The following is a 16,693-nucleotide window of genomic DNA, read 5'->3' on the forward strand; positions in this document are numbered from 1 at the left end:
CCGTGGTCACGACGTTCCGCCGCGAACCGCGCCACACCGCTGGCGGCCCCCAGCCGTCATCTTGACCTTAACCATGGTTGATGTTTCAGAATTCGCTGTATGAATGGTGACAGCGACGCGATCCGAGAGCTGCTCGATCGCTATACCGAGCTCTGGATAGCGCATGAGATGCAGGAGTGGGGGCGATTGTTCACCGAGGATTGCGACTTCATTACGCACCGGGGCCTGTGGTGGCGATCACGGGAGGACAACGTGCGTGGGCACGAAGATGTGCCGGAATCTGTTCTTGCGCAGAAGAAAAACTATCGCCAGATAATCCTCGATATCCAGTGGATCGGTACCGGAGTGGTGCTCGTGCACACCGAGTGGGTATGGCCTGATCACGTCTTGCCTGGCGCTGCCGCCGGAGAGGACCGCCGCGGTGTCATCACTCTGGTACTCGTCGAGCGCGCGGGTTACTGGTTGATCCGGGCAGCGCACAATACGCGACTCAACGGCCTCGATGACTTCACCTCCGCTGCTTCGTGAAGCTGTCGATCCGGCTCGGTCCCGATGCTCTACCGCGGGCCGACTACGAACACGGAAGCCGTCCGAACCAACGCCATTCGGCTACAGGGCAGTCGGCGGAGGTTGCTTCGATCGCCGCACTGGCCACGTATGCCGATCTGCCAGAGAAGTGCGGAATTTCAGAACGACGGCGGATCCGCCACATCACCGCCAAATGTTCTGAGATTCCGCCCCGAGTTTCGAGACCCTACACATCTGCGTCGAAGGCGCTCAGGCGGCGGCAAACTCGCCGATGACGACGCCCTCTGTGAATGCGTTCCATTCGGCCGGGGTGAAAGCGAGTGTGATGTCGGCGGAGTGCAGTAGGACGGCGGTCGCTGTCCGCTCGATCCGGGGTTGTGCCCGTCGATGCCCGGGAATCTGTCCGGCAGCAGCACTCAGGAATGCCATCCAATCATCGGCGCGCACTGGGATGACTGGCTGATCGGCCGGGTTGTTGGCGGGGTCGCGGAGGTATTTGCTGTCGCGGATCAGCACCCAGTCTCCGCTGAACTTGACCTCGACACAGCTCGTGGACTCCTTCGAGAACGAAGACTTGAACCATCCAGATCGGGGAGTGCTGTGCGCGGTCGTGCTCATGCTGGTCAGGGTAGCTCAGTAGCAAGTCTCTTGATCAAGTCGAGCGAATCGGTCCGGCTCAGCGCTTCGGCTTGGACGAGGGAGAGGGTGACGTTGAGGGCCTGCACTTTCTTCTCGTCTTCAATGAACCCTGGCATGACGGGGAACTCGTGCCATGCGATCGTCGGCAGGGCAGGACTGTCGAAGTCGATCAGGTGGAAGGTGGCGCCGCCGAGTACGAATCCGCCGGTGGCGACGAAGGGCATGAGGCGGATATCGATCGTAGGGTGCGATTCCATCTGTTCGATCAGGTGCTCGAGCTGACCGCGGAGGACGTCGGGTCCGCCTATCTGCTGCATCAGGGCGGCCTGGCTGAGGACGACAGTCAGTTCGAGTGGGTCAGGGCCGTGGAGTCGTTCCTGACGCTTCAGGCGAACCTCCACGCGTTGGTCGACCTCGGCCTGCCGGATGAATGTGGTGTCGGTGGCCATCAAGGCGCGGGAATAGTCGGCGGTCTGAAGTAGTCCGGGAATCAGCAAGCTTTCGTAGCTGCGAATGCTCTGCGCCCCATACTCCATCGACCACAAGCGCATTGTTTCGTCCGAGAACAGTGCTCCGTACCGTGTCCACCAGCCGCGTTCCTTGCCGGCCGCGCGCAGGGCGATGAGCTCGCGCTGTTCGTCCTCGTCGAACTCCAATATGGCGCACAGGGCCTTCAGCTTGTCGTCGGTGATGAGTCGTCGATCGTTCTCGAAGTGGGACCAGTACGCCCTGGCAATACCGAGCGACTTGATGACAGTCGCGGTATCGATGCCCAGTTGTTCGCGCCGACGACGGATGCGCAATACGAGTTCCCAGCGTGCAACAGCAGGTGAGATCGGTGCCATTGTCTTGAGCCCCTCTGTCGGTGACCAGTGGCCAAAAGCTATCTGTACCGTTGCGTTGTAGCGTATACAAGTTTAGTCTACAGCGCATAGCCACCGCAGGGTGGAACTCCAGTCAGATCTTCCGGCGCAAAGCGAGGGGCGAGGTCGATGCAGGTAGTTCGTGTGATCGGTGGGGCAGCGAGGTGGGCACGGTGATCCCACTCCCGTCGAAAGACATGGTGCTGGAAGCGTGCGATGGCGGTCGCGCCTGCACGCGGTGCGGCATACCAGCACACTGAAACCGTTGGAGCAGTGGTCGATCGGATGGCGCAGCTGTCGGTTGCGGCGCGCGGGAGCATCGCGGCAGGTGCTCCGGACAACGAGATGCGGCGGGCGTGGCAGCGGCTGGCGGAATTGACGGTCGGATACACCGATTTGTCCTTCGAGATCTCGGCCGGTGTCCGCCGCCTGCCCGACCTCACCGTGCCTGCCCTCGGAACAAGCGAGTGAGTTTCCAGTATTCAACTAATGCAGGGGGTTCGATGTCCGATTACATTGCCGCGCTTGCCGTCGCGGGACCCATCGCGGTGCTATTGCTCGGCTTGATCTATGCACTGCCCTACACCTTCGGCGAGGATGAGCCGCCGATCCAGGCTCGAGAGCCCCGGATGTCGGTACGGACGGCGCATGGCATCATGCGCTCGCACCGCCGGTGCAGTATCGACAGCTGCCCGCACAAACGGGATGCGTACCAGACCCTCGTCGCGTTCGGCGTCATCACGCCGGATACCAGGGTAGAGCGGTACTTGCGGTGAACGAGTCCGACGACGAGCCCCGTGCTTGGGTGCAGTGGGACGATGGCACGTGGTCGACGCTCGACGCCTACGGGATGCCCAGTGAGCGGAAGACTCTCGATCAGCTGTTGAACACGTTCCAGAGACGCCTGCCAGATGACCCCGTACGTGCGCCCGATCCTGATCGACGTCGTGATCCGCGCCCATGAGCCATAGGATCTGCATCAGCGGCGTATGGCGAGGAGTGGGTGTGGGACGGTCCAAGCGGTTGGTCGGGCCGATGCATCTGGCGTGGGTTCTGGGTGTCCCGGTTGCGGCGTTCTTCTTCATGGCTGGTGCGCTGAACCTGGGCGCCGTCGTGGCCGAGTGGTCCGGTTCGGGGGTCGCCAAAGCGCTGTTTCTTCCGGTGAGCGCTGTGTTGGGCATCGGTGCGTGGATGCTGGTGCTCGCCGCTGCGTGGCGGCTGCGCCGGGATTATCTGCGGCGGGCAGGGAGCGCCGTGGATGCGGTCGTGGTCGAGTCGGACCTGCGGTGCAGGAACGGTCGGGCTTTCTTCAAGTTCGATTTGTGGCGGGTGCGGGTCGAAGCTCAGTTCCTGCATCCGGACACGGGTAACGAAGTTCGCGTGCGGAAGGAGTACTTCTACCATCAGTTCCGCGAAGCAAGAGCGCGAGCGCTGGCCGAACAGTTGAGCGTCCGCGCCGCGGTTCCGACCGTGGTCCGCAAGAACTACGCCATGTTCGACGTTCCCAAACGACCTTTCTGGACCGACATCTGGTGATCGGAATGAGCGACCTACGACTGTAGCCCTCCGAGTGCGTTCCGAGCCTGGTCGACTTCGGCCCGCAACGGATCTTCGGAGGGATCGTCGGCCTCGGGCGGCGGCGGCTCCACCGCGTAGTCCTCGACCTCGGATGACACGCTGTCGAGCAATCTCTCGAGCTGCTCGTGAACTCGTTCACCGTTGTCCGCCGACAGCCGGCGCGCGGCCAGCCACTCCTGCACGAAATCCGCACGGGTCATCTCGCCGTCGGCGTAGGTCTCCATCAACGTCACCTGTTGCGCGATCCCGCTGTCGTCGGGGACTTCGGAAAGCTTCCACACCGTTATCGGATACCTCTCGTTTGTTCGGGCCGCGCGGCGCCACCCTCGATGTCGCCCGTTGAACATGGGCCAAGGATGACCGACCATCACGTCGCGCCCATGTCCTCGTCGGCCATACGTGCTGGCCGACAGCCTGCCACGTCAGCAGGCCACGCGAAAGCCGTCCCAGCGAGCCCGTTACGCACGGACGAATAGTTCAACTGCCGCTGTACAGGCGCTCCAAGTCGATGAGCTCGACGTCTTCTCGGGTTCGGTTTGTCTGCCGTAATTCCGGGGTGAAGTCGTTGCCCGTAAACAGCAAGAGTTTCGTGGATGAAGACGCCCTGCGGTCGCGCTGGAGTAGCAACTCGCGGATCCGGTCCAGCCGGTTCAGCTCGTGGTCTCCGATGACAGAGTTGCTCTTGGCTTCGCCGATAGCGAGGATCTGGTCCTCACCGCCAGGGCCGCGGCCGAATACGACGACGTCGAGCTGATGGCCGGTTTTCCCGGCCGGATCGGGCAGGACTCCGGACAGTACTCGTGTTCGGTGGCCGCCGAGGGTCTCGCGGGTGGCATACCACCGGCTCCAGGTTCGGGCGATGTTCTCGAAATGCGGTCCGAGGACTTGGCACTGAAAGGTGGTCTGTGAGCGAGCCCAGACCTCATCGGCGTGCCCGGGGCGTTCGAGATCGGTCCATTCGGGACGCATGATCGCGTGGTAGAAGGCCAGCAGTGGCTCGGTGATTCGGTAGGTGGACCGCTTGCCGTGGAACGCATCCTGCTCGCGAGCGATCATGCCGACATCCTCGAGGACGGTCAGCGCGTGACCGAGATCGGTCGACTTGCGCCCCAGAAAATTCGCGATGCCGCCGCGGGTGTTGTTTCCGTCGGCGATCGCGGACAGAACACCGTGGTACGTCGCGGTATCCCGCAGTTCGGGTTCCTCGGCGAGCAGGAAACGAGCCTCGCGGAACAGCGGTCTTGCGGAGTTGAGAAGGTTTCGAACCACCCACGGACCGAAGTCGTTTCTGTCGGCCGGTGCGTCGTTGAGCGTGTATTCACGACGGTAGGCGGGAGTGCCGCCGACGACGGCATTCACCGACAACGCCAGGTACGGATCCGTGATCTCCCAGAAATCGCGCGCGAGCCGGAAGTCCAGTGTCGGAACGATCAGCTCGAGGCTGGCGCGGCCGCGCAGCGGGGCGCTTCCGACGAGCAGTTTTCCCATGAATGTCTGCGCCGAACCACAAAGCAGGAGTCGGATCGGGGAGGCATTGCGGCGGCCGGCCGGGTCGAATGCCCGCTGGATGAGCGAGGGCAGCTCCGGCGATGCCTTTGCCAAATAAGGGAATTCGTCCAACACCACCGGAACCGGTCGGCCATCCGTTGCCAGCTGCATGATCGTCTCGATCACCTCGGGCCAGCCGGTGAATCGTCTAGGCGCCGGTTCGCCCAGATAGTGGGCAAGGGCAGTGCCGAACTGGTGCAATGACTCGGCCTCGGTCGCTTCGGTGGCTGCGAAATAGAAGCCGTGCATGGCCTCGCAGACGGCGTCCAGCAGGAAGGTCTTGCCCTGGCGTCGACGGCCTGAGACCACGCCTAGTGCAGGGCGTGGGTCTTGGAAGGATGCGAAGCGGGTCAGCTCGGACCACTCGTGGTCACGGTCGAACATCCCCTGCGGCTTCTTCACGAATCTATGATAACACGACCTATAATAAACGTAGTTATCATAGATTGCGATACGGCTCAGTACGGTGCGACGCTGCCGAGCAAACGGAGCACGTTCGACCAGCTGCTGGATGCGCTCCCAGCACGACCAGGAACATGGGTCGGGCGGCGATGAGCGGCGATGTACTGACAGGCGGTTGCCTACCGCAGGTCCCGCCGCCTCTGATCGTCGCCGAGTACCGCTGCCAGGTTGTCCAGCATCGTGCGGTGCGCGAGAGCGCCTTCGCGGCGGACCGTTGTGACGAGCAACCGCGGCGCCGTGATGGTGACCTGCTCATGGACGAGGGTTCCGCCGTCGACCGGCGTGCAGGAGGTGACATTGTGTAGGTGGATGCGGGGGAATTGGTAGGCGTCGGAGACGATGTCGCCTTCCGGGGTGCGGGATGTCTCGACCAGATAACTGAACGCGATGGTCATCGGGCCCATCCGCATCCGGTCCCGTATCCGGTACCTGTCGATGCCGGGTAATCGCTCGTTGAGCCGGTCCACCCGAACAATCAGCGGATGGATCCGGATGGATTCGCGCAGATCGGCCAGGAAGTCGCGGACCGTATCAGGTGCCGCAGGCACAACGACCGAGACCTCGAAACCTGTGCGGCGCATTCGATCACGCTCCGATCGGCATACGTGCCACTGGGATCGGCCGGTCCGGATAGGCGAGGTGGACCCGGCACTGCCGGTTCGGTAGTCCGTCGAGCAACCTGATCTCCGCGCTCCGCAGAATCCGCACGCACACCTCGGCCACCAGCAGACGCGAGAATTCGCCCGCGACACAGCCGAACGGGCCCGATCCGAACAGTGCCCGCCGCGGATTGTTCAGCTCGGCGAACCGTTCCGGGCGGTAGTGGCCTGGGTGCTTCCATACGTCCGGATCCTGATTGAGCAGTGACGGCGCGACTCCGACGATGGTGCCTGCCGGAAGATGGTAGGCCACGCCGTCCTTCTCATAGGTGAATGGTTTGCTCAGTGCGCGCACCAGCGACGACACCGGATTCAGCCGGATCGTCTCCCAGAGACACCAGCTCAGATAGGTCACCGGATCGTCGGACGACATTGCCGTCCGGTACACCTGTGGACGAGACACCACATCAAGCAACGTCCACAGTCCGTAGCTGCCCGGATAGGTGACGGCATTCCACAGCACGTACATCGCCATCCAGGCGACGTCCTCGGCGGCGACGCCCGCGGCTCGAATCGACTGGAACAGTAGGCATGCCGGCATCACCTCGGCGGCTTCTTGAAGGATCGCGGCGAGCCGTTTGGTGGCACGGTATTCGCGCATGAACCACCGCGCCGGGGTGACCGCCAGTGTCGCGCGTGGTACTTCTATGCCATCGGCTATCGCGCGCAGCAGTGGGGTGATCCGGGCGCCGTAAGAGTCCCAGAACTCGTCTCCGGCGAAGTACCGTCCGGAGATCTCGTAGATCGCGCGAGGGAACGCCTCGGCCAGGTCGACGGTTTGTCCCCAGCCGGCGATATGGGCGGTTATCACCGTTTCGGTGAGTGGCGGGAGGTCGGCGACGCGATGCGGTGCCAGTAGTCCCGCCATGATCCGCTTACCGGTCAGCGCGAGGTCCTGGAGCGAATCGTGATCGCTGTGCCGGCGGGGGAACCAGAAACCGACCGTCGGCACATTGCCGAAGACCGGGCCCATCATGGCGTGCTCGGCGGGCAGGGCGAGCACTTGATCGTAGGCCGCGCGGTCGGTCAGGTACGTCAGGTCGAATCGGGTCGGAACGCGCAGGGTGAAGACGCTGCCGTGCACTCGGGCGGCATCGTGCACCATCTCCACCGGCCGGGTCACCACATTGTGCAACCGCGACACGACACCGAGGACCGGGATGGCATCCGCCCCGATCCGGACCAGCGGCGCGGCGCGAAATCCGTGTGGCACCTGCGGCGGACGGCAGTGCGCGCGCCAGCCACGCCACATGAGGAGTCCGGCGCCTGCTCCGGCGGCGAGGGCGGCCCGCCGCAGCGGGCCACGGTTGTGCCGATTGTTCACTGTGCTCCATCCACCGAGTAGAACTGCCGGACCCACTGGCGGTATCGGCCGACCTGGCCGTCACCGTCGGCGATTGCGGGCCGGGCGAGATAGGTTTTGTGCCGCCAGATGTCGATATCCCGGCGTACTTCCTGGGAGAAGGCTGCCAACGTGACACGGGCGAGAACCGCCGAAATCACTGTGCTCAATACCTTCCGGCTGCGACGCGCGCTGACGGCGAGCCGCAGCACGACCTTCCCATCGGATACGAGGGTGGGGAGGACGAGCAGACGCAACCGAACCCGGAAGGCGGGCAGCGTCAATTCGACGATCGATACACCGAGGCCCGCGGCCATCAGATCGAATGTCGCATCCATTCCGAACTGGCCGATCAGTCGGCGGCGGATGCCGTAACCGGCTCGAAGCAGCGGGCCGTCGATGGTCAGCGGCTGTGTCGCGCGGACCTCGCCGAATGCGTGCAGGATACGTAGATGGCCGAGGTCGACACTGTTTTCGGTGACTTCCTGTGGATGTCCCTGGAAATGATGGCTGCGCATCAGCAGCCCACGCCATTGCGAGCTGTCGTCGTCGGGTGGTTCCCATGCGGGTGTCGTCTCCGGGCCGGAGTAGACCAGGATCGCGCCGTAGCGTTCGAGAACCGGAATCGTGCCGAGCCGCGCGGCCGGCGGTGGTGTGCCGTACGGGTTGTGCGTGCAGGCGCCGGTGGTCGAGAAGCGGAAACCATGGAACGGACAGCGGATTTCTTCCCGCACTACCGTGCCGCCATGCCCGAGATGTGCGCCGAGGTGTGGGCAATAGGCGTCCGCGGCAACGAGTTTCCCCGATGCGGTACGGAATACGACGATCTCGCGGGAATTCAGCTGGGTGGTCAGTATTGATCCGGGGCGGCATTCGCGGCTCCAGCCGACGGCGAACCATCCGTATGGTGATTCCAGTCTGGCTATCGGTTTTCGGGCGTGCAGAGCCGACGACGGCGGAAAGGGTGGCATGCGAACTTCCTGGACAACCGCGTGTGAATCTTGCCTAGAGCAGCGAGGGTAGCGGTTCTATGAGAAGGAATATTCTTGTGCCAATTCCCAATTTTGGGAATATTTCGCCGGGGTGATCTGCTGGTAGCCAGAAGGTATCGTTTATATTTCCGAAGCGTTTACGGACCTTGTTTCCGGGTTATATATGCGGTTTTTGAATTACCGCCGGTGGCGATGCTCGGTGCGTTGAGGTGCCGATAATGCTTCCCGCGTCTTCGATGACGAGCCCCGGCAGGCGGTGTCGCCCGTTCAGTTCGGTGCGACGCCTATCCATCCGCCCATCGGCACGCTGCGGAAATGTGTTGTCAGACGGTGGTTCTCGTCGATCACATGCAATGCGACCGCCGGGTCCGGCGCATAGTCCATCACATGATCGGGCAGCGCGAGCTCCCACTCACCGCCGAGTACCGATGCGGTGCTCGGTGCGATCAGCAGCGGTTTGCCTGCGAAGGTGGTGGTCGCGGCGGAATGGGCGTGGCCGGTGAGCACGCCGAGAACGCGATCATCGCCTGCGACGATCGCGGCCAGACGTTCCGGTTCGGCTAGCGCGATCTCGTCGACCACCGGGCTGTAGAGATGCGCGGGCGGATGGTGGAGTGCCAGCAGGATCGGCCCATCGGCGGGGGCGTCGGCCAGGACGCCGCGCAGCCAGTCGTAGGTGTCGTCGGTGAGTTGTCCGCTGGGCTCGCCGGGGACACTGGAATCGAGCAGTGCCAGCGTCAACGCGCCGACTCGGTGGGTGCGATTGATCGGCTCCACCGACGACTGTTCTCCGAGCAGAACCTCGCGGAACGCGCCGCGATCGTCGTGGTTGCCGGGGATGGCGTACACCGGGATATCGGCCTGGAGGGCGATACGCGCCTCGGCGTACTGATCGGGTTTACCGGAATCGGTGACGTCGCCGGTGACCAGGATCGCGTCCGGTCGCCGCCGTAGGTCGGCAAGGTAGGCCATGACCCGCTCCGCGCGTTCGGCGTTTCGGGGTCCGAGATCGAAATGTGTGTCGCTGACCTGAGCCACCAGGATCATGCCCATCCGCTTTCTCTGGGGGATCGCTCCATTGCGAAACAGAGTGCGCCGCACCTCGAGCGGCGCCGGGTATCAGGCTAGTTGACCAGCGGAATCGTTGTCGTCATGAGGCTTACCACCTCGATTTCCGGTACCGGAAGAGTGTGGTATGAGTCATGTTGAACTTTCCAGCGGTGGACGCAGGCTCCTGGTATCGGGCGAGTTTCCGAGCCCCTTGCGAGGTCGGTCGTCGTTACCCCGCCGATCCGGGTTCGGGCGAGTTCGAGCGATCCGGATGATCGACTCAGTCGCCCAGACGGTCCGCTGCCCGATTCAGCAGCTCGGCCGGATCATCCAACGCCGAGGCCACCGGCACCCAGAATGCATCACCCGGCGCCGCCTCGAGGTTCAACTCGGGTGGTGTCCGCCAATCCGCGGCCATGTGAAGCCGCCAGGAGTGCAGGTAGGTGCGGTCGTGGGTAGCGGATTTGTCGAACAGCGGGTCGCCGGCGATGGCGTGGCCGATCCAGGCCAGGTGGACGCGGATCTGGTGGCGGCGGCCGGTGATGGGGCGCAGCGCCAGGACGGTGTAGCCGCCGTGGCGCAGGACTGTCGCGAAGCGGGTGGTGGATGGGTAGTTCTTGGTGTCGAGCAGATCGGCCGGGTCGACGTACCAGCGGTCATTGGAGACTCGGATGCTCTCCCGTGGTGCCGCGATCCGCACTCGGTTCTTCCTGCCGACACTCAGTGGCAGGTCGATGGTGCCGGTGTCCGGTAGCTGCTCGCTCTCGGGCGTCGAAACGATCGCGAGATACGTCTTCGTCGCGGTCTGCTTGTTGAACTGCCTGGTCAACGGACCGTGCGCGGCCAGATCCTTGGCCAGCAGCACCACACCCGAGGTCACCTTGTCGATGCGGTGCACCGGATACAGCGTCTCGCCGACGGCCGCGGCGGCCTGCACGATGTCGGTGTCGTGGCGTTCCCCGGTCACCGAAATGCCCGCGGGCTTGTTCAACGCCACGATCGCGTCGTCCTCGTCGAGGCGGCAACGTTGACGCAGGTCGGGCCAGTCGATATCCACCGGCCGAGCCTAGATGAGCGCGCGAGGTACCTCCCGAGCCTGGGCAGCGCCAACCTGCTCAGCGGGAAGCCCACCATTGTGGGGCGGCGGGCAGCGGCAGCGTCGTCACCGGTTCTTACCGTTGCGACGCAGCAGATGCGGCCGCAACCGGTTGAACCCGCGCACCCGCACACTGCGCAGATGCCGGATGGCGAATTCGGTCTCGCCGGCCAGCTCGGCCGCGGCGGCGTCATCGACGAGCACGGTGCCCGGCCGCGCCACACCGGTGAGCCGGGCGGCGATGTTCACCACGGAGCCGTACAGGTCACCGAACCGCTGCAAGACCGGACCGTAGGCGACCGCGACCCGCAACTCCGGTGTGGTGCCGACGGTCATGGTGCTCTCCTGGATGGTGAGCGCGATCCGGGCGGCCGCGAGCGCGGTCTCGGCGGCGTACATCACCTCATCGCCGACGTTCTTGATCACCCAGCCGCCGTTCTCGGTGATGGCGGCGGTGGTGGTGGATTCGAACGCCTCCAGCAGCGTCGACAGCTCGTCCGGGTGTAGATGCCTGGTCAGCCGGGTGTAGCCGACCATATCGGCGAATCCGACGGCCAGCTCCCGGGTCGAATCGGCGGCCGTGCCCGCGCCATCGAGTGAACGAGCCATGGCGGCGGCGAGGTGCCTGCGCCAGGCGTAGGCCTGTAGTTCTTCCAGGATCGGCACGGTCGCCTCGGTGGCCTGCCTGGCGACCTCGGCCGGATCGGCATCCGGATCGGCGGCGGCGACTCGGCGGGTGATCTCGTCGAGCACCAGATCGACCTGCCATTCCGCCAGCCGCGCCATCGCCTGGCCCATGGTGCGGGCGGTCGCGGCCTGCTGCCGCATATCGGCCGAGGCCAGCACGCCCAACTCACGAAAATCGCGCACGGCGCGCACATCGGCGTCGGTGTAGTCGAGGGCGGTCTCGTCGACTCCGGCCGGGAAACCGAGCGCGACCCACAACCGCTTCGATACCTCGCGCGGAACACCGGACTGAGCCGCTACGTCGTCGCGGTTGTAGCGCCGCGTGCCGTCCAGCAGGTATGTCTCGACGACCGACTGCACCAGTTGCGACATTTCGGGCGACACCATGCCCGAAACCCTACGGCTCCCGGCTCTGCTGAACGAGGGTGTCGCAACGACATTGTGGCGTCACACGAAATCACCCGAACCTGATCGGTCGATCGCTCGGCAGGTTGACGAAACTCGGCGTGTTCGGATCGAGCACCAGATGCTGCGGTTTGAGTTCGCTGGCATTGAGCATCGGCCGGAAGGCCAGCGCCTTGGGCGAGTTCCCGGCGAAGACGTCCACCCGCAGGCGGTGTCCCGGCTGAAGCACCGCCTGGGTCGGGATTACCGCGATATCCAGCGCGATCGCTTCACCCGGCGGCACCGGCAGCACACTGTCCAAGGTGATCGGATTGTGCGGTGCGGTGAGGTCGCCGTTGGCCGAGCGGGTGCTCTTCGCCTCGTCGATCGCGCGCAGCGACGAGGTGAGCTGCCCGGTCGAGAGCACCGTGGAGGTTCCGTCGGGCGCGACATCATTGACGGTGACGTTCCAGTACCCGTCGGCGGCATCGTGCACGGTAGTGAGGTGAACGTTGATCGGCCCGGAAATCACTGTCGGCTCGGTGATCTCGGCGCTGGTGAAGGTCAGCCCGTTGCGTTCGGCGATCCGGGAATCCTTGGCGCAGGCGTCGATCACCGCCGTCATCCCGGCCGAGCCCTGGGCGGCGTCGCGGGAACACGCGGTAGTAAGGCCGGGGGCGACGGTGAGCCGACTGACCTCGGCGGCCGGTGCCGCGGCCAGCGAACCGTCGTGCAGGCTGTCGCCGGTGGTGCCACTGGGCGCGCCGGACAGGTAGACCCGGCGATGCGTCATGCCGGGCTGCGGGAATTCACCGAGGGTGACCCAGCCGCCGCCCTGCTGCCACACCGTCACGGGCCCGAATCCGGTGATGCCGTTATCGATGTCCTTGAGCCAGTAGTCGAACCACGCCCGCTGCAGCACGTCGAGCCGGGCGGGAGCTCCTGGAACACCGGTGCCCGCACCGGGATTGGCGTGATAGGTATCGCCGACGACCAGCTTCTTCTGGTCCGCGGGCAGCGGGATGGCGTTGTAGAGGGAGGTGGCGCTGTTGGCGAAGATGTCGTGCCAGCCGCCGTAGACGAAGGTGGGCACGCCGACCTGGTCAGGGTGGCCCATGATGCCTTCCCGGAAGGCGCTGTTCTCATCGAGTGCGGCGCCGAGCGCCGGTGGGACATTGTGCAGTGACGGCGTGAGCAGGGCCTGGGCGAGCAGGTCGACATTGGTGAGCGGATCGCGGCGGCGATCGTTGAACCAGCGCCAGTCGAAGGTCCCGTCGAGCATGGAACCGATATCGGGCATCAGTTTCGCGTTGTTCACCGAGTTCAGCCACATCGGCAGGAAGGTGGTGCCGATACCACCGCCCGGAGCGACGACATCGCGCATGAGGTCGCTGCCCGGTTCCACGGGGAAGATCGCGCGTAGCGACTGCGGCGGATCCTCGGCCGCGCGCAGCTGGTTGATGCCGGAGTAGGAGCCACCGCTCATCGCGATCCGGCCGTTGGACCAGGGCTGGGCGGCCGCCCAGTCGATCACCTCGCGGGTGTCGAGTTGTTCGCGTGCGCCGAGGGTGTTCCAGGTGCCCTGGGAGAATCCGGTGCCGCGCACATCGGCGACGACCTGGGTGTAGCCGCTACGAATCAGCTTGCGGTCCAGCCCGAGTACGGTCTGGATGGTGCCGCCGTCGAGGGCGTGCAGCAGGTCCTCGAAGCCGCTCACCGGGGTGCCGGACAGGTTGATCCGGCCGATCAGGTCCATGGTGAGCTGCTGCAACCCCGGCATGGAGATGGCCGAGTCGATCAGGTTGGTCATGAGTTTCGTGTACGGCGTGAGGTTGACGATGGTCGGCAGCTGCTTGGTTTCGACCTGCCCGTCGGCGCCGATCGGCCGATAGACATTGGCCTTGAGCACCACACCGTCGCTCATCACGATCGGCACATCCCAGTCGATGTGCACGTCGGGGTAGGGCTGCGGTCCGTCGTGGGTCTGGGTCCACTGCCGCGCCAGTTCGTCCGGTGCGACGGCAGGTGCGAGCGCCTCGCGGGAGAGCCCGCGGTCGGTCACGGTCGTCACCGCGGCCGCCCCACCGGTCAACAGGATCACCAACGCTGCCGCCACACCCTGTACCCGCCGGGTCAACCGCATCGACACCCCTCCGCCTCATGGTTTTCGCATCCGGCGCACATGTGACCCAGACCATAGCAATCTGCTCTGGAAACCTGTGGAGGACGCGCCAGGGGCTGACGGTATGTCGGCGAAGGCCGTGCGAGAGGCGCGGCGGAGCGGGCTGCGGGGGCACTGCAGCCCGCTCCGCGTTCCCGGTGTCCCCGGGGCCTGTCGAGCGTAAGCCCAGGTAAGGACCGCTCGGGTGGTTTTGGGTAATCGCCGCCGGTCAGCTCGCGGGCTTGCGCTGGGCGCGCAACACGATATCGGTGGTGTGGTGGGTACCCGGCGGGCCGGGGCGGGTGCGGGCGCGGGCGGTGTGCACCAGGACCGTCCAGTCCTGGCCGAGCAGGTCGGCGATCTGGCCGGGCTGGTAGTAGTCGCGCGGATCGAAGCCGTTGTCGTGATCATGCGGGAGGTCGGCCGGATCATGGCCGACGACGAGCAGGGTGCCTCCCGGTGCGACCGCGGCGATGAGCCCGCGAATGGTGGTGTGCTCGGGTTCCAGTTCGATCGGGAAGTAGTGCGCGGAGACCAGGTCGAACGAATCCGGCGGCGGCGGGGTGGCGGTGAGGTCGGCATGGGACCAGGCCACGTGGGGGTCGGTCGCGGCGGCGCGTTCCAGCGCCACCTGCGAGACGTCCACCGCGGTCACCTTCCAGCCGTGTTCGGCCAGCCAGCGCGCGTCGGCGCCTTCACCGCAACCGACGTCGAGCGCCTGTCCCGGCGTGAGTTCGCCCGCCTCGGCGACCAGCACATCGTTGGGTAGCCCACTGAACAACTGCTCGCGGCTGCCGTACATCTCATCCCAGAACTGCTGGTCCATCGCGTTTCTCCGTCCATCGGTTGTGGCAGGACCAGGATGCGGCCGACCATGCGGACTTGACAAAGAAATTTGCCAGAACTGCAATATCGGTATGGATCGGGATTTCGACGAGGTGATCGATGCGGTCGGGCCGCGGCTGCGCGAACTGCGCCGCCGCAACGGCACCACGCTGGCCGCCCTCTCCGAACTGACCGGCATTCCGGTCAGCACGCTGTCGCGGCTCGAGTCGGGGCAGCGCAAACCCAGCCTGGAGCTGCTGCTGCCGCTGGCCAAGGCTCATCAGGTGCCGCTGGACGAGCTGGTCAACGCACCCGAGACCGGCGACCCCCGCGTGTACGCGCGCCCGTTCGTCCGCAACGGCCAGACCGTCGTCCCGTTGACCCGCAAGCCGGGCGGGCTGCAGGCCTGGAAGCAGATCCTGGCCGGCCGCCCCGCCGACCGGGAACCGGATCCGCGCACGCATGAGGGCTACCACTGGCTCTACGTGCTCAACGGCAAACTGCGTCTCATCCTCGGTGACCGGGACATGGTTCTCACCGCGGGCGAAGTCGCCGAATTCGACACCCATCTGCCGCACTGGTTCGGCAATGCCGACGAGCACCCCGTCGAGTACCTGAGTATCTACGGCCCGCAGGGTGAACGCTTCCACATCAGGGCCCGCTACCGGCCTGAGTGATCAGAGCCGCTCGATGACGGTGGCGTTGGCCAAACCGCCTGCCTCGCACATGGTTTGCAGGCCCCAGCGTCCACCGGTCTGCTCCAGGTGATTGACCATGGTGGCCAGGATGCGGGTGCCGGAGGCGCCGAGCGGGTGACCGAGGGCGATGGCACCGCCGCGCGGGTTCAGCTTGGCCGGGTCGGCGCCGAGTTCGTGCTGCCACACCAGCGGCACCGGGGCAAAGGCCTCGTTGACCTCGTAGGCATCCACATCGTCGATGCTCAAACCGGCCCGATCCAGCGCCTTGCGGGTGGCCGGGACGACCGCGGTGAGCATCAGCAGGGGATCGTCACCGACGACGGCGAACGAGTGGAACCGTGCTCTCGGCTGGAGGCCGAGCTTGTTCGCCATCTGCTCGCTCATGATGAGTGCGGCCGAGGCGCCGTCGGTGAGCGGGGACGAGTTGCCCGCGGTGATCGACCATTCGATCTCCGGGAACCGCTGCAGGTAGGCCTCGTCGGTGAAGGCGGGCTTCAGGCCGGCGAGCTTGTCGACGGTCGACCCCGTGCGGATGGTTTCGTCGGCATCCAGGCGTCCGGCGGTGACGAGTTCGCGATCGAATCCACCGGCCGCGGCGGTCTCGGCGGCCAATTGATGTGAGCGAGCAGCGAACTCGTCGAGCCGGGCGCGGTCCAGCTTCCATCGCGCGGCCAGCAGTTCGGCGGAAATACCCTGCTGCACCAGGCCTTCCGGATAGCGGTTCGCGATGGGTCCGCGGTTGGCGTCCTGGCCCGCGGCGTTGGAGAACATCGGCACGCGGCTCATCGATTCGACACCGCACGCGATGGCGATGTCGTAGGCGCCGGAGATGACGCCCTGTGCGGCGAAGTGCGCGGCCTGCTGGCTGGAGCCACACTGCCGGTCGACGGTGGTGGCGGGCACCGACTCCGGGAATCCGGCCGCGAGCACCGCGGTGCGGCTGATATTGAACGCCTGCTCGCCGCTCTGGGTGACGCAGCCGCCGATCACATCGTCGACCAGGGCCGGATCGAGATCGTTGCGGCCGAGTAGGTCCGAGAGCACGCCTGCCAGCAGCGTGGCGGGGTGCACGTCGGAGAGTCCGCCACCGGCCTTTCCCTTGCCCGAGGGGGTGCGCACGACGTCGACGATGACCGCGGTCTCCATGACCAACTCCTGACTTCCGGCCGACCGGTCAAGTT

Annotated in this window: 18 protein-coding genes; 5 read left to right on the forward strand and 13 right to left on the reverse strand. The window is 65.3% G+C overall.

The features are described from left to right. Window positions 1–99: 99 nt before the first annotated feature. Window positions 100–528, forward strand: a complete 429-nt coding sequence (locus ACFXNW_RS05235) for an SgcJ/EcaC family oxidoreductase (protein ID WP_379415998.1) — start codon at window positions 100–102, stop codon at window positions 526–528. Between the two features lie 249 nt (window positions 529–777). Here ACFXNW_RS05235 and ACFXNW_RS05240 read toward each other — a convergent pair whose 3' ends face one another. Both ACFXNW_RS05240 and ACFXNW_RS05245 read right to left on the reverse strand, forming a co-directional pair. Beyond that, window positions 778–1,146 carry a DUF397 domain-containing protein gene (locus tag ACFXNW_RS05240; RefSeq protein WP_379416000.1) on the reverse strand — a complete coding sequence of 123 codons (369 nt, stop codon included), beginning with the start codon at window positions 1,144–1,146 and terminating at the stop codon, window positions 778–780. Window positions 1,147–1,151: 5 nt separating this feature from the next. Beyond that, window positions 1,152–2,012, reverse strand: coding sequence for a helix-turn-helix domain-containing protein (locus ACFXNW_RS05245; RefSeq protein ID WP_379416001.1), 861 nt, complete (start codon window positions 2,010–2,012; stop codon window positions 1,152–1,154). Window positions 2,013–2,303: 291 nt separating this feature from the next. Between ACFXNW_RS05245 and ACFXNW_RS05250 the strand changes: the two genes are divergently transcribed. The 3 genes from ACFXNW_RS05250 to ACFXNW_RS05260 all read left to right on the forward strand — a co-directional run bounded on the left by ACFXNW_RS05250 (window position 2,304) and on the right by ACFXNW_RS05260 (window position 3,566). Then, window positions 2,304–2,501: a hypothetical protein gene (locus ACFXNW_RS05250; RefSeq protein WP_379416003.1), complete on the forward strand. Its 198-nt coding sequence runs from the start codon at window positions 2,304–2,306 to the stop codon at window positions 2,499–2,501. Between the two features lie 32 nt (window positions 2,502–2,533). Then, complete coding sequence (locus ACFXNW_RS05255; protein ID WP_379416005.1) at window positions 2,534–2,806, forward strand: hypothetical protein; 273 nt, start codon at window positions 2,534–2,536, stop codon at window positions 2,804–2,806. A 259-nt stretch (window positions 2,807–3,065) separates the two neighbouring features. Next, the gene (locus ACFXNW_RS05260; protein ID WP_379416006.1) at window positions 3,066–3,566 is read left to right on the forward strand and encodes a hypothetical protein; all 501 of its coding nucleotides are present in this window, start codon (window positions 3,066–3,068) and stop codon (window positions 3,564–3,566) included. Between the two features lie 14 nt (window positions 3,567–3,580). Here the strand turns inward: ACFXNW_RS05260 and ACFXNW_RS05265 are convergent, their stop codons facing one another. The 10 genes from ACFXNW_RS05265 to ACFXNW_RS05310 all read right to left on the reverse strand — a co-directional run bounded on the left by ACFXNW_RS05265 (window position 3,581) and on the right by ACFXNW_RS05310 (window position 14,815). Continuing rightward, window positions 3,581–3,889, reverse strand: coding sequence for a hypothetical protein (locus tag ACFXNW_RS05265; protein ID WP_379416008.1), 309 nt, complete (start codon window positions 3,887–3,889; stop codon window positions 3,581–3,583). Between the two features lie 196 nt (window positions 3,890–4,085). After that, window positions 4,086–5,558 carry an ATP-binding protein gene (locus ACFXNW_RS05270; protein ID WP_379416009.1) on the reverse strand — a complete coding sequence of 491 codons (1,473 nt, stop codon included), beginning with the start codon at window positions 5,556–5,558 and terminating at the stop codon, window positions 4,086–4,088. 179 nt (window positions 5,559–5,737) lie between these two features. Beyond that, window positions 5,738–6,199 carry an SRPBCC family protein gene (locus ACFXNW_RS05275; protein ID WP_379416011.1) on the reverse strand — a complete coding sequence of 154 codons (462 nt, stop codon included), beginning with the start codon at window positions 6,197–6,199 and terminating at the stop codon, window positions 5,738–5,740. A 4-nt stretch (window positions 6,200–6,203) separates the two neighbouring features. Then, window positions 6,204–7,601: a cytochrome P450 gene (locus ACFXNW_RS05280; protein ID WP_379416012.1), complete on the reverse strand. Its 1,398-nt coding sequence runs from the start codon at window positions 7,599–7,601 to the stop codon at window positions 6,204–6,206. Beyond that, window positions 7,598–8,590: a Rieske 2Fe-2S domain-containing protein gene (locus ACFXNW_RS05285; protein WP_379416014.1), complete on the reverse strand. Its 993-nt coding sequence runs from the start codon at window positions 8,588–8,590 to the stop codon at window positions 7,598–7,600. The genes ACFXNW_RS05280 and ACFXNW_RS05285 overlap by 4 nt, the downstream gene beginning before the upstream one ends. 288 nt (window positions 8,591–8,878) lie before the next feature. After that, window positions 8,879–9,664, reverse strand: coding sequence for a metallophosphoesterase (locus ACFXNW_RS05290; protein WP_379416015.1), 786 nt, complete (start codon window positions 9,662–9,664; stop codon window positions 8,879–8,881). A gap of 277 nt (window positions 9,665–9,941) precedes the next feature. Continuing rightward, on the reverse strand, window positions 9,942–10,718 hold the full coding sequence (locus ACFXNW_RS05295; RefSeq protein WP_379416016.1) for an RluA family pseudouridine synthase: 777 nt from the start codon (window positions 10,716–10,718) through the stop codon (window positions 9,942–9,944). Window positions 10,719–10,823: 105 nt separating this feature from the next. Continuing rightward, the gene (locus ACFXNW_RS05300) at window positions 10,824–11,831 is read right to left on the reverse strand and encodes an adenylate/guanylate cyclase domain-containing protein (protein ID WP_379416018.1); all 1,008 of its coding nucleotides are present in this window, start codon (window positions 11,829–11,831) and stop codon (window positions 10,824–10,826) included. A 70-nt stretch (window positions 11,832–11,901) separates the two neighbouring features. Then, the gene (locus tag ACFXNW_RS05305; RefSeq protein WP_379416019.1) at window positions 11,902–13,971 is read right to left on the reverse strand and encodes a CocE/NonD family hydrolase; all 2,070 of its coding nucleotides are present in this window, start codon (window positions 13,969–13,971) and stop codon (window positions 11,902–11,904) included. 247 nt (window positions 13,972–14,218) lie between these two features. Then, window positions 14,219–14,815 carry a class I SAM-dependent methyltransferase gene (locus tag ACFXNW_RS05310; protein WP_379416020.1) on the reverse strand — a complete coding sequence of 199 codons (597 nt, stop codon included), beginning with the start codon at window positions 14,813–14,815 and terminating at the stop codon, window positions 14,219–14,221. Between the two features lie 91 nt (window positions 14,816–14,906). On the opposite strand from ACFXNW_RS05310, the gene ACFXNW_RS05315 reads away from it, so the two are divergent. Beyond that, the gene (locus tag ACFXNW_RS05315; protein WP_379416021.1) at window positions 14,907–15,491 is read left to right on the forward strand and encodes a helix-turn-helix domain-containing protein; all 585 of its coding nucleotides are present in this window, start codon (window positions 14,907–14,909) and stop codon (window positions 15,489–15,491) included. Here the strand turns inward: ACFXNW_RS05315 and ACFXNW_RS05320 are convergent, their stop codons facing one another. Then, window positions 15,492–16,658, reverse strand: coding sequence for a thiolase family protein (locus ACFXNW_RS05320; protein WP_379416022.1), 1,167 nt, complete (start codon window positions 16,656–16,658; stop codon window positions 15,492–15,494). Window positions 16,659–16,693 lie beyond the last annotated feature (35 nt).

The sequence above is a fragment of the Nocardia sp. NPDC059180 genome (assembly GCF_042754945.1).
Classification (GTDB): Bacteria; Actinomycetota; Actinomycetes; order Mycobacteriales; family Mycobacteriaceae; genus Nocardia.

What these genes read in the sequence shown, in the direction of transcription:
- ACFXNW_RS05310 (WP_379416020.1), bottom strand. Translation starts at nt 14,815, where the DNA reads ATGGACCAGCAGTTCTGGGATGAGATGTACGGCAGCCGCGAGCAGTTG.
- ACFXNW_RS05320 (WP_379416022.1), bottom strand. Translation starts at nt 16,658, where the DNA reads ATGGAGACCGCGGTCATCGTCGACGTCGTGCGCACCCCCTCGGGCAAG.
- ACFXNW_RS05240 (WP_379416000.1), bottom strand. Translation starts at nt 1,146, where the DNA reads ATGAGCACGACCGCGCACAGCACTCCCCGATCTGGATGGTTCAAGTCT.
- ACFXNW_RS05285 (WP_379416014.1), bottom strand. Translation starts at nt 8,590, where the DNA reads ATGCCACCCTTTCCGCCGTCGTCGGCTCTGCACGCCCGAAAACCGATA.
- ACFXNW_RS05260 (WP_379416006.1), top strand. Translation starts at nt 3,066, where the DNA reads ATGCATCTGGCGTGGGTTCTGGGTGTCCCGGTTGCGGCGTTCTTCTTC.
- ACFXNW_RS05245 (WP_379416001.1), bottom strand. Translation starts at nt 2,012, where the DNA reads ATGGCACCGATCTCACCTGCTGTTGCACGCTGGGAACTCGTATTGCGC.
- ACFXNW_RS05290 (WP_379416015.1), bottom strand. Translation starts at nt 9,664, where the DNA reads ATGGGCATGATCCTGGTGGCTCAGGTCAGCGACACACATTTCGATCTC.
- ACFXNW_RS05275 (WP_379416011.1), bottom strand. Translation starts at nt 6,199, where the DNA reads ATGCGCCGCACAGGTTTCGAGGTCTCGGTCGTTGTGCCTGCGGCACCT.
- ACFXNW_RS05315 (WP_379416021.1), top strand. Translation starts at nt 14,907, where the DNA reads ATGGATCGGGATTTCGACGAGGTGATCGATGCGGTCGGGCCGCGGCTG.
- ACFXNW_RS05300 (WP_379416018.1), bottom strand. Translation starts at nt 11,831, where the DNA reads ATGGTGTCGCCCGAAATGTCGCAACTGGTGCAGTCGGTCGTCGAGACA.
- ACFXNW_RS05255 (WP_379416005.1), top strand. Translation starts at nt 2,534, where the DNA reads ATGTCCGATTACATTGCCGCGCTTGCCGTCGCGGGACCCATCGCGGTG.
- ACFXNW_RS05235 (WP_379415998.1), top strand. Translation starts at nt 100, where the DNA reads ATGAATGGTGACAGCGACGCGATCCGAGAGCTGCTCGATCGCTATACC.
- ACFXNW_RS05305 (WP_379416019.1), bottom strand. Translation starts at nt 13,971, where the DNA reads ATGCGGTTGACCCGGCGGGTACAGGGTGTGGCGGCAGCGTTGGTGATC.